This window comes from Trinickia sp., from assembly GCF_057351765.1.
In genome coordinates, this window is sequence record NZ_JBMRBK010000100.1 from 1 (window position 1) to 11,195 (window position 11,195).

Consider the following 11,195-nt stretch of genomic DNA (forward strand, 5'->3'; position numbering starts at 1 on the left):
ACGATTTGCGATCGAAACGGGCGAAGACACGGGCTTTCATCGGTGTGGGCTGCTGTACCTCAGCAATGACGACGCCGAATTGTCCCGTTGGGCCAGTTGGGGCGACTTTGCGAAGACCGCGGGCGTGACAACTTACATGCTAGACAGCCGGCAAGCCGCCGAGCGAGGGCAGGCGACCGGCCGCGCCTGGAAAGGCGGCGTCTTCTCCCCCAGCGATGGCACTGCCGATCCTGCGAAGGCTGCGCCGGCTGTGGCAGCCGCACTCATCAAGCTCGGTGGCAGCGTTCACCAGCAGTGTGCGGCCCGCGGCCTCGAATTGGAGGGCGGTCGGGTCAGCGGCGTCATCACGGAAGCCGGAGTCATCAAGACGAAAACCGTGGTGCTCGCCGGAGGCGCGTGGGCGTCCTCGTTCTGCCGCCAGCTCGGCATCCGTTTTCCGCAGGCCTCCATCCGCCAATCCATCCTCAGTGTGGCTCCCGTGGAGCATCCGTTGCCGGACGCCCTGTTTACTTCAGGCGTATCCGTCACGCGACGCAGCGACGGACGATACGCACTGGCCATCAGCGGCCGCGCACGCGTGGACGTCACGCCACAGTTCATACGATTCGCGCCGCAGTTCGTGCCGATGTTCGCCAAGCGCTGGCGCAGCCTCCTGCCGGGGGGGCTGGAAGGTGTTCGAGGCGGACACGAAACGTTGAAGCGGTGGCGGCTCGACGCGCCGACACCCATGGAGCGCGTGCGCATTCTCGATCCTAAACCCGACCTCCCGACGATCAGGGAAACACAGCGGCGAGCCGTCGAACTGCTGCCGGAACTGGGCCGCGCAAAGATCACCCACGCGTGGGCCGGCTTCGTCGACAGCACGCCGGACGGTGTTCCCGGTATTGGCGAAGTGCCGGGCATGCCGGGATTGATTTTGGCAGCAGGCTTTTCGGGACACGGTTTCGGTATCGGTCCCGGCGCTGGCCATTTGATCGCGGATCTTGCTACCGGTGCGGTACCGATCGTGGATCCGAAACCGTATCGGCCGAGCAGGTTCAGCGATTCGGCGTGGGGCAAGGTCGCCGATTTTTAAACTACTACGAGCCGAATCAACCTATGACGACGATTGCCGTGGTTCACACGGGACTGGTCACGGTCCAGCCGATCAAAGAGCAAATCAGCGAGCAAATCCCTGAGGCGCGTGTCATCAATATCGTCGACGACAGCCTGCTCGCCGACGTGCGAGCAGCCGGCCACCTGACTCCGGACGTTGCCAGCCGGATCCATTCGTACATGGCCAATGCTCAGGCGATGCACGTCGATATCATCCTGAACGCCTGCTCGTCCGTAGGCGAAGCTGTCGACTCGGTGCGCCACTTCGTCACCACCCCGATCGTGAAAATCGATGAGGCGATGGCAGAAGAGGCGAGCTCGGTCGGTCATCGCATTGGGGTGGTCGCAACGGTATCGACTACGCTCGAACCCACCGTTCGACTGGTTAAAAAGAAGGCGGACGAACTCGGTCGTACGGTTGAAGTGACCGAGCGGATTGCAGAGGGTGCGTTCGAGGCGCTCGTCAGCGGGGATGGCGCCCGACACGACGACATTCTGAAGCGCACTATCTCGACGCTGGCAGAGCAGGTCGACGTCGTCGTGCTGGCACAGGTTTCGATGGCGCGGCTCGTGCCGCAATTGACGGGGGTGCGGGTTCCAGTGCTCTCCAGCCCGCGCAGCGGTGTGGCTGCGCTCAAACGCGCGCTTGGAACGACGTAATCACACAATGCGCGCCGCGATACGCGGCGCTGGGTCTCAGTCGCCCGCCAATTCTCCGAGCGTGACAGGTTTGATCGGGGGGCGGATGCGGTAGTAGCCGACCGTCTCGGGTGTGACGTTGCGTGCGTGCGCGATGATTTCAGTTACCGTCAGCCCGCACATGCGCCCCTGGCAAGGTCCCATCCCGCAGCGCCCGAACGATTTCGCCTGATTGGGGCCCAGGCAACCCAGGGAAACGAAACCGCGCACTTCACCCGCGGTGACTTCTTCGCAGCGACAGACTATGACGTCGTCGGCCGGAATACGGTTTGCGTCGCGCGGCCGGTACAGGCTGTCGAGAAAAGGGCGGATGCGCTTCAGGTCAGCGAGCTTGCGGCGGTGGATCGACGCTTCGCGATCGCGTGTCGACAGGTCGATCGCGCCGAGCTGCTCCGCCACAGCGAGCCCGGCTAGGGCGCCCTGGACGGCCGCCGCCTGCGCGCCGATAATGCCGCCGCCATCCCCGGCGATGAAGATGCCGGGCACGTCGAGTTCGCCCCACAGATCGGTAACCGGTGCGAAGCACAGCTGCGCCTCGTCCCAACGATGTTGCGCACGCAACGAAAGGGGAAACTGAATGTTCGGCACGACGCCCTGATGCAGCAGGAAGAGGTTGGCGTCGATGCGATGCTCGCGCCCGTGCGTTGTGAAACTGAGCGCGGCGGCGCGCTCGACGCCGTCTTCATCCGTCTTCGCTTCGATGCGTAGATCGTCGGCCGCTTCATGGATCGGCACGCCCGCTTCGCGCAGCGTGCGGATCAGCTGCAGGCCCTTGCTGAGCATAGGCCACGCGCGCAGAGCCGATAGCATGTAGCGCTTCGCGCGCCAGCGGTCCTCGTGGCGCGTCGTATCGACGAGCGCGCGAATTGGCACGCCAGCGCGCGTGCATTGCCAGCCGAGCAAATAGAGCAGGGGGCCGCAGCCGACCAGCACGGGCGGCTGCGCCGGCACTTCACCCGCGCTCTTCAACAGGATCTGCGCGGCGCCCGCCGTCAACACGCCCGGCAATGTCCAGCCCGGAATCGGGAACGGGCGTTCCAATGCACCGGTCGCGAGAATGATGCGCTGCGCCTGAAAGCTGCCGACCTTGCCGTCCTTCAGATAATGTACACAGCGCTCCCGGGTCACGTGCCACACGGATGCATTGGCGACGTGGTGTGCGCCCGAGCGGGTGAACGCGTCGGCAATGGCTGCGCCTGCCGCGTAATCGGGACCGAGAATGTCCGTGCGACGGGCGTCGGCATGGCTGATGGCACGATAGATCTGGCCGCCGACGGCGTCCTGTTCATCGAGCAGAACGACCGAAAGTCCCGCGCTCGCCGCGCGCGCGGCGGCCACGAGCCCCGCCGGGCCTGCGCCCACGACCACGACATCGACCGGTTCGTGGGCGGGTTCAGCAACGTTTTCAACGCTCACGAACGTGATCCGGCAATTGGGCTACGACAGGCGGCAGTTCACGTGCGCCCTCTTGAGAGCGGACGCGCATGCCGTCGCGTACCGTAACCATGCAGCTCTGCCGGCTTGGCACGCCATCGATTTCCACGAGGCAGTCAAAGCACGCGCCCATCATGCAGTAGGGCCCGCGGGGCGAAGCGCCGACGGGCGTTGCACGAAACCGCGAGACTCCTGCCGTCAGCAGCGCAGCCGCCACAGAGCGGCCGCCGGGCACGTGCATCGATCGATCGTTGAACCAGATGTGGACTGGCGCATCAGCGTCGGACAAAGTCTTGAATAACGGTTGGGATGTCATGGCGCAATCAGTGAGCAGGGACCGGAATGGCGCTGGCAAGGCTGAAGCGACTGCCCGAAAATGCACGCAGTTCTTCCGGCATCGGCGCGCCGGCGATCCACGGCGCGATGCGCGTCGCATGGGCGGCGGCCAACGTCACGCCGCTGTGACACGTCACGACGAACGCGCCGGGATAGCGGGGCGACTGGTCATAGATCGGAAAACCGTCCGGGCTATAGACACGTAGGGCGGCCCACATTCGCACGAGCCGCACGTCCTTCAGGAACGGGAACGTGCGCACCCCGCGCCGCGCGATGTCGGCGAGTACGCGGGTGGTCGTGAAGTCGTCGAAGCCTGCCTCTTCCATGGAATCGCCGAACTGCACGGTGCCTTCATCGGTTTGCCGCACATTCAGCGTGGGGTGATGCAGAAACGGCGCGACACGCTCGCTGACGAGTATCTGTCCGCGGTTCGGCTCGACCGGTGCGTGAAGTCCTACCTGTGGCGCGAGCGCTCGGTTGCCGAGTCCCGCGGCGAGCACGACCTTGTCTGCGTGCCAGGTAGTGCGAACACCGTGCACCGTAAAACCTGCGCCGTTCGGCGCGATGCGTGACACGTTCTCGCCGCTCACCAGCCTGACGCCGCGCTGCTGCATGCCGACATGCAGCGCCCGCAGCAGTTTCAACGGATTCACATGGCCGTCCATCGGCGTATAGCTCGCACCGAGCACCGCTGGCCCAACCGCAGGTAGTCGCTCGCGGACTTCGCGCGCGTCGAGTAGCTGATAGGGGTAGTCGCCGGCCATTTCGCGCCGCAGCGTCGAAAGGCGCGTTTCGCGTGCCGCCAGCTCATCGTCGGAAAAGCAGAAGTGAAACCCGCCGGGCTGGCGCAGGGCGACGTCAACGCCCGTCTCGTCCGCGAGCGTCGCCGCAAGCGTCGGCCAGCGCGCTGCGGAATCGCGCGACCAGCGTGTATATGGCGTTAGGCCATAGCCCTTGCCCTGGATCCACACGAGTCCGAAATTGCCGCGTGATGCACGGAAAGCATCGTCGCCCTGGTCGAGTACGGTTACTTTTGCGCCTTCGCGCGCAAGCCCATAAGCGACGGCGGAGCCGACCAGTCCTGCGCCGACTACCAGTACGTCGCGGCGGGTGGAAGCAGATTGCTTCATCCGGCGTCTCCAGTCAGGGTCCTCAACCGAAATGGTATATCCCTCGACGCATTACCTTTTGGGGGAAACGAAGCGAAATTCAGCAGTTCCGATGTGTTTTCGGCTTACTTTCAACACTTTCCAAACGCGGCTTTCCAGACGTGGGGCGAGCGTGATTTCGCGATCGGCGATCCGGGACGGGTCAACGCTACATGATGGAGGGATGCTCGTCCTTGATTTGACATAACGCGAATTATCAACCTTTTGCTTGTATGTAAGAGCAAAGTTCTAATGTCGTATCGAAGGTGCGGACGAAAACTTGGATCTAGCTTTGACAACGCTCGCCACATGAAACCGGCGATGAGAATAATTCTCGTTTTCATTGACTTTGCAATTCACAACCTCTACGATCTCCCGCATTGCGATTAAGCCGCATACGTACCGGACCTATTCACCTCCATACTTCGATCAAAAGATGCAGGACAACAAGATGAAATTAGCGTCGCGCCGAGGAGCGCGCACCTGTTACCGCGCGCGCCCAGCGGCGTGCGCGGCTGTCGCTGTCTACGCATGGCTTGCAAGCGCAAGCGCATTCGCCCAAACCCAAGCCGATACCGAGTCGAAGGTCCCGCAAACCGATGCCACCGCTCAGGCGAAACCCGCAGATATCTGGAACCGCGATACGCTGCTCGGCGATATGGGCGGGATCCGTCCGTGGCTCGGCAAGTACGGAGCAACGCTGCAGATCACCGAGACCAGCGAATACCTCGCGAATCTCCGCGGCGGGCTAAATCGCGGTGGCGCGTACGACGGTCTGACAACGATGACCCTGTCGGTCGATACGCAAAAAGCGATCGGCTTACCGGGCGGCACATTCAACGCCAGTGCGCTGCAGATTCACGGCCGCAATCTGAGCAGCTCGAACCTCGGCACGCTCAACACCGCAAGCGGCATCGAGGCGCAGGCCACGACCCGTCTGTGGGAGCTGTGGTACCAGCAGTCGTTCCTCGACAAGCGCGTCGACGTGAAGATCGGCCAGCAAAGCCTGGATCAGGAATTCATGGGCAGCACGTATGCCAATACGTTCATCAATACGATGTTCGGTTGGCCCGCACTGCCCTCGTACGATCTGCCCAACGGCGGCCCCGCCTATCCGCTCGCCGCACTCGGCGTGCGGGTGCGCGCGCAACTGGCACCGTCCGTCACCGCGTTGGCGGGCGTATTCGATGGCGATCCCCTCGGCAACAATCCGAACAACGTCAGCGGTACGAACTTCAATCTGCACAACGGCGCCCTTTACATCGGCGAGTTGCAGTACGCGCTGAATCCGCCTTCAGAGGGCGAAGCGAACACCGGACACTCCGGCGGCCTGCCCGGTACGTACAAGATCGGCGTCTGGTATCACAACGGCCGCTTCGCCGATCAGCGCATGGGCGTCGACGGATTGTCGCTCGCCAATCCCGCCTCGACGGGTATCGCGCAGTCGCATCACGGCGACTACAGTTTCTATGCCGTCGCCGATCAAATGATTTGGCGCCCGGACCCCTCGGGCCCGAAGAGCCTCGGCGTTTTCGCGCGCGTAATGGGCGCGCCGGGGGATCGAAACCTCGTGAGCTTCGCGGCCAATGCCGGCATCGTGCTGAAGGCTCCGTTCCAGGGCCGGGACAACGATAGCGTCGGCCTTGCCGTCACCTATATCCAGGTCGGCAATCACGTCACGTCGCTCGACCGCGATCAGCTTGCATTCGGCGGCGGCCCCTACGGCGTGCGCACGCGCGAAACGACTGTCGAGGCGACCTACCAGTATCAGGTCACGCCATGGTGGATGCTGGCCGCCGACGCCCAGTACACGTTCAACGCAGGCGCAGGCCAGAATCCGAACGACCCGGCGCGTCCCTTGCGCAATACGTTCGTCGTCGGCGCGCGTGCGACGATCACCTTCTGATTGCGGCGGCGAACGCGCCCTTCGCGTGTGATCGACCTCGAGTGAATGGGAGAGCAAGAATCGGCTCGTAGATACGAGCGGCGACAGCGAACATCGATGTGACTCGACTCGATAGCCGGAGATCACAAAATGTCCGTTCGCACCGCCCCCGAATCTCCCCCCACCCGTCTTTCGCCTGCTTTTCATCGGCTCGCATGGTCCAACCTGGCCGCGCAGTCGGCCGAGCAGATCGGTCTCGCAGCGACGCCGCTCGTTGCGGTCTTCGCCCTCGGTGCGGGGGCTGGACAAACCGGCTGGCTGCAGACCGCCCAAACACTGCCGTTCTTGTTGCTTTCCATGTTGCTCGGTGTCTGGGCGGACCAGAGATCGCGCAGACAACTCATGGCGGGTGCGGAGAGCTTGCGCGCGGCGGCCCTGCTCGTCGTGCTCGCCGCGCTCGCGACCGGCAAGCTCTCACTGCTGCTGCTCGCGGTCTGCGGCTTCGTCGGTGCGTGCGGCACCGTCGCCTACAATGTCGCCGCACCTTCGCTGATTACCACCTTGGTCGAACGGCCAGCCTGGGCCGCGGCGAACAGCCGAACGGAACTCGCTCGCAGCGTCGCTTATGCCGCAGGGCCAGCACTGGGTGGACTGCTGGCGGGAACCATCGGCGCATCCGCAGCATTTATCGTCGCCGCGATGCTCTCCACATTGGCCGCTGCGCTGCTGATCGGCATCGACGAACCGTCACGCACGGCACCCACGCGCCGACACTTCGCGGCCGATCTTCGCGAAGGTGCTGCATTCGTCGCAGGCAATCCGCTGCTGCGCGCGATCGCGCTCACGGCAATCTTCTTTAACGTCGGATTCTTCACGATCCAGGCCGTCTACGTACCTTACGCGAGCCGCTATCTTGGTCTGTCGCCGGCAGGAGTGGGTGCCACGCTGGCCGCTTACGGCGCGGGGATGATTGCGGGCGCGCTGACGGCACCACGCATCGCAGCGTCGCTGCGCTTCGGGCAAATCATCGTCGTCGGACCGCTTTGCGGGCTTGCTGCCTCCCTGACGTTGTGCGCAACGCTGATCGTTCCTTCGCCGTGGCTTGCGGCGGCGGCTTACTTCCAGCTCGGTATGGGCCCCATCCTGTGGGTCATCAGCTCGACGACGCTGCGCCAGGCGATCACGCCCGAAACGATGCTGGGACGCGTGTCGGCGCTGATCAGCACCGCGACGTACGGCGCGCGCCCGCTCGGCGCGTTGATCGGCGCCATGCTCGGCGGCCCCTTCGGCGCGAAACCCTGCCTCATCGTGGCGGTGCTTGCATTCGTCGTTCAGGCTTATGTCATCTTGCGCTCGCAAGCCGCGAAGCTCGTCTCGCTGCCCGGGGCGGGCGCTTAGGGCCTGTGATCAGCGTGAACAGGCCCTAGCGCATAGGCGAATCGATGGATCGCGCGGCGAGCCGCAACGCTCGCTGCCGCGCGATCCCCGCGCCGCCCCTCGAGGCGACGCGGGGGATACCGCATCGATCACCGGCGTTGCAGGCGAATGTCGCGAGACGACGCACCGACATACACAGCGCTACCCGGCACGAACTTCCAGCCATTGCTCGCCGTATCCCAGACGCTTTGGAAGCGTGCGGGGATCGAGACACGGACATGTCGCGCCTCACCCGGATTGAGGTAGACCTTCTGCCAGCCGACGAGGCGTTTCGGCGGCTCACCGCTGTAGTTGACGCCCAGGTAGACCTGCGGCACTTCGGCGCCCGCCATCTTGCCATCGTTCTTGACGGTGAAGCTTGCCGTCATCGAATGATCCGGTCCGGGCCGGACATCGAGGTCGGAGTAGCTGAAGTGCGTATAGGACAGGCCATGACCGAACTCGAAGAGCGGAGCGATATTCTTCGCGTCATACCAGCGATAGCCCATGTTCAGCTTTTCAGCATAGACGGGGTCTTTCGGCAGCGTGCCATCGGTGCCCCACGTCGGCGTATCCTGGTCGTGCGCAGGGAACGTGACGGGCAGCTTGCCGGACGGATTGACTTTGCCGAACAACACGTTGGCAATGGCCTGCCCCCCGCCCTCGCCCGGGAACCAGGCTTCGATGATCGCGGAAACACGGTCCTTCCATGGCATCAGGACCGGATTCCCGCTTTCGACGATGACGATGGTATGCGGGTTCGCCTGTGCCACGGCTTCGACCAGTTGATCCTGATTCGACGGATTGGCGAGCGCCAGGCTCGTGAGTTCGCCGAAGTCTTCGCCCGACGACTGCGTCACCACGACGATCGCCACATCGGATTGCCGCGCGAGCGCAACGGCGCGATCGATCTCTTGCTGCGTGTAGGCCCTGAACGGCTGCGTCTGATCGCTGTTGCCGGCGAAGCTGACTTGCGCCGCGGGCGCCAGCGCCTGAATGGCCTTGACGATCGGCACGTCGAGCTTGAGCCACGGGTTGGTCCACCAACTGCATCCCGTCGCGGAGCCGAACGTCAACCCGCCGCAACCCGCGAAATTGCCAGACACAGGATCGCGCGTGTTGCCCGAACCGCCGCCCGTGAGAACGGCGGCGTCGGCGTGTCCGCCGATCACGGCGATCCGCTGCAACGCCGCGGCCGTGAGCGGCAATTGTGCGTTGTCGTTCTTGAGCAGCACCATCGATCGCTCCTCCGCGGATTGGGCGAATGCCCGGCCCGCAGCGAAATCGATCGGCGCCGGCTTCGGCGGATCGTCGAATACGCCGGTGCGAATCATCACGTAGAGCTTGCGACGTACCATGTCGTCGAGCCGCGCTTGGGAAATCTGGTGATTCGCCAGCGCCTGCTTGACTGCATCGGGCGTCAGATAGACCGTTGGCCCGACATCTTCCTCTTCATCCAGGCCGGCGTTGATCGAGGCCGCCGTGCTGTGAGCCGCGCCCCAATCGGACTGCACCTGGCCTTCGAAGCCCCAGTCGTGCTTGAGAACATCGGTCAGCACATGCGGGTTTTCGCAAGAGTAGGTTCCGTTGACGCGGTTGTAGCTGCACATCACGCTGCCGGGTCGCGCTGTGCGCGCGGCGATTTCGAAGGGCAGCAGATACAGTTCGCGCAGCGTGCGCTCGTCGATCTGGCTGTTGCCGCCCATGCGGCCGGTTTCCTGCTCGTTGCCGACATAGTGCTTGATGGTGGCGATTACCTTCTGGTTCTGGGTGCCGACGGTTCGCGCCGCCAACATCTCGCCGGCGAGGACCGGATCTTCGCCGAGATACTCGAAAAGACGCCCGCCGCGTGGCTCACGCGCGAGATTGGTGCCGCCGCCCAGGCCCATGCCAAAGCCTTGCGCACGCAGTTGCGAAGCGATGCGCGCACCGAAATCGTACGAGAGGTGCCGGTCCCAACTCGCGGCGAGCCCGATGGTTGCCGGGAACGTCGTGCTCGGCTGGGACGTGCTGCCCGAGCCCGTAGCCGAATCGACCATGTTCAAATCGGGAATGCCGAGACGCGACACACCCTGAATGAAGCCGGCTCCTCCGCCCGGAACATCGCTCATCTGATATTTCGAGTGGATCAACTGCAGTTTCTCGTCCAGCGTCATTTGCCTCACGAGCATATCGGCGCGTCGATGCGCGGCGAAATCCATACCGGGAGTGAACGACGACGGTGCGGGGTTGAAAGCCGTATCGCTCTCGCTCGCGTGAGCGCTCGCGAATGCGGCCGCCAACACCAATGCCATTGGCCAACGATTGACCTGCATGTGTCTCTCCATGAATGTGGGTTGTAATGCTCGACAACAACACCGGATCTCACTGGACTCCAGACGACGGCTCCGCGCCCCAGCAGGCACCGGCAACCTTGATGCAGGGTGGAGGCCGCTTTGCGATGGTGGGAGCGGCCCCCCGTCGCTTCGTAGGGCGGGGACCGGTACCATCGACGCGTTATGCGTAGCAAGACTCCATGACTACCGATCTTATGGAAGTAGTCTGACTACAGGCTCACTACAGTGTCAGTACTTTCCCGTAGCCGAGCATCCGCGGATGTCGCCGACGGCGCTTCGGCCGTAGGCCGCACGCCCGCTGGGTTTGCACGAAATGGAAGGATTGCGACGTTGCCCGTACAGAGGATTATCCAAGCGTCTGTATCGGTACTGTATAGGGAGGGTGCCGCTGAACGACTGTCGATCGTGCCGAGGGGCACGGTCTGTTTAGAGCGCAGCGCGGGACCGACGCCGATGGGCGTCGAGGCCGCGCCGCGACGAACCTCAACGCACCTCGGCGAGCTGTTCGAGAATAGCGGGGTTTTCGAGCGTCGAGACGTCCTGCGTGATCGCCTCGCCCTTGGCCAGCGAGCGCAGCAAGCGCCGCATGATCTTGCCCGAGCGTGTCTTCGGCAGGTTCTCGCCGAAACGGATCTCCTTGGGCTTGGCGATCGGGCCGATCTCCTTGCCCACCCACGCGCGCAGCTCGTTGGCCAGCTTCAAGGCCTCCTCGCCTTCAGGGCGCGTGCGCTTGAGCACCACGAACGCCACTACCGCTTCGCCCGTCGTGTCGTCCGGACGCCCCACCACCGCCGCTTCCGCCACCTGCGGATTGGCCACCAGCGCCGATTCGATCTCCATCGTCCC

At 63.9% G+C, this 11,195-nt stretch carries 9 protein-coding genes; 4 read left to right on the plus strand and 5 right to left on the minus strand.

All coding sequences use genetic code 11. From position 1 onward, the window contains the following. On the plus strand, positions 1-1,075 hold a 1,075-nt coding region (locus tag ACO1XS_RS26055; protein WP_331574163.1), incomplete at its 5' end, for an NAD(P)/FAD-dependent oxidoreductase. A 23-nt stretch (positions 1,076-1,098) separates the two neighbouring features. Beyond that, positions 1,099-1,755 (plus strand): aspartate/glutamate racemase family protein, encoded by a 657-nt coding sequence (locus ACO1XS_RS26060; RefSeq protein WP_331574161.1) that lies wholly within the window; start codon positions 1,099-1,101, stop codon positions 1,753-1,755. Between the two features lie 36 nt (positions 1,756-1,791). On the opposite strand, the gene ACO1XS_RS26065 is transcribed toward ACO1XS_RS26060, so the two are convergent. Genes ACO1XS_RS26065 through ACO1XS_RS26075 form a run of 3 tightly spaced genes read right to left on the minus strand, consistent with a single transcriptional unit; the run spans position 1,792 to position 4,694 of the window. After that, the gene (locus tag ACO1XS_RS26065) at positions 1,792-3,210 is read right to left on the minus strand and encodes an FAD-dependent oxidoreductase (RefSeq protein ID WP_486392039.1); all 1,419 of its coding nucleotides are present in this window, start codon (positions 3,208-3,210) and stop codon (positions 1,792-1,794) included. Continuing rightward, complete coding sequence (locus ACO1XS_RS26070) at positions 3,200-3,544, minus strand: (2Fe-2S)-binding protein (RefSeq protein ID WP_486392040.1); 345 nt, start codon at positions 3,542-3,544, stop codon at positions 3,200-3,202. The genes ACO1XS_RS26065 and ACO1XS_RS26070 overlap by 11 nt, the downstream gene beginning before the upstream one ends. A gap of 7 nt (positions 3,545-3,551) precedes the next feature. Beyond that, positions 3,552-4,694, minus strand: coding sequence for an NAD(P)/FAD-dependent oxidoreductase (locus ACO1XS_RS26075; protein ID WP_486392041.1), 1,143 nt, complete (start codon positions 4,692-4,694; stop codon positions 3,552-3,554). A gap of 469 nt (positions 4,695-5,163) precedes the next feature. Here ACO1XS_RS26075 and ACO1XS_RS26080 point away from each other — a divergent pair, with 469 nt between their 5' ends. Both ACO1XS_RS26080 and ACO1XS_RS26085 read left to right on the plus strand, forming a co-directional pair. After that, complete coding sequence (locus ACO1XS_RS26080; RefSeq protein WP_331574153.1) at positions 5,164-6,618, plus strand: carbohydrate porin; 1,455 nt, start codon at positions 5,164-5,166, stop codon at positions 6,616-6,618. Positions 6,619-6,747: 129 nt separating this feature from the next. Next, positions 6,748-7,995 (plus strand): MFS transporter, encoded by a 1,248-nt coding sequence (locus ACO1XS_RS26085; RefSeq protein WP_486392042.1) that lies wholly within the window; start codon positions 6,748-6,750, stop codon positions 7,993-7,995. A gap of 128 nt (positions 7,996-8,123) precedes the next feature. Here ACO1XS_RS26085 and ACO1XS_RS26090 read toward each other — a convergent pair whose 3' ends face one another. Beyond that, positions 8,124-10,328 (minus strand): glycoside hydrolase family 3 C-terminal domain-containing protein, encoded by a 2,205-nt coding sequence (locus ACO1XS_RS26090; RefSeq protein WP_486392043.1) that lies wholly within the window; start codon positions 10,326-10,328, stop codon positions 8,124-8,126. 504 nt (positions 10,329-10,832) lie between these two features. Next, positions 10,833-11,195 (minus strand): AMP-binding enzyme (locus ACO1XS_RS26095; protein ID WP_486392044.1); only part of this gene is annotated, 363 nt, incomplete at its 5' end.

Coding starts and splice junctions, on each gene's coding strand:
- ACO1XS_RS26070 (WP_486392040.1), bottom strand. CDS start 3,544: ATGACATCCCAACCGTTATTCAAGACTTTGTCCGACGCTGATGCGCCA.
- ACO1XS_RS26060 (WP_331574161.1), top strand. CDS start 1,099: ATGACGACGATTGCCGTGGTTCACACGGGACTGGTCACGGTCCAGCCG.
- ACO1XS_RS26080 (WP_331574153.1), top strand. CDS start 5,164: ATGAAATTAGCGTCGCGCCGAGGAGCGCGCACCTGTTACCGCGCGCGC.
- ACO1XS_RS26075 (WP_486392041.1), bottom strand. CDS start 4,694: ATGAAGCAATCTGCTTCCACCCGCCGCGACGTACTGGTAGTCGGCGCA.
- ACO1XS_RS26090 (WP_486392043.1), bottom strand. CDS start 10,328: ATGCAGGTCAATCGTTGGCCAATGGCATTGGTGTTGGCGGCCGCATTC.
- ACO1XS_RS26085 (WP_486392042.1), top strand. CDS start 6,748: ATGTCCGTTCGCACCGCCCCCGAATCTCCCCCCACCCGTCTTTCGCCT.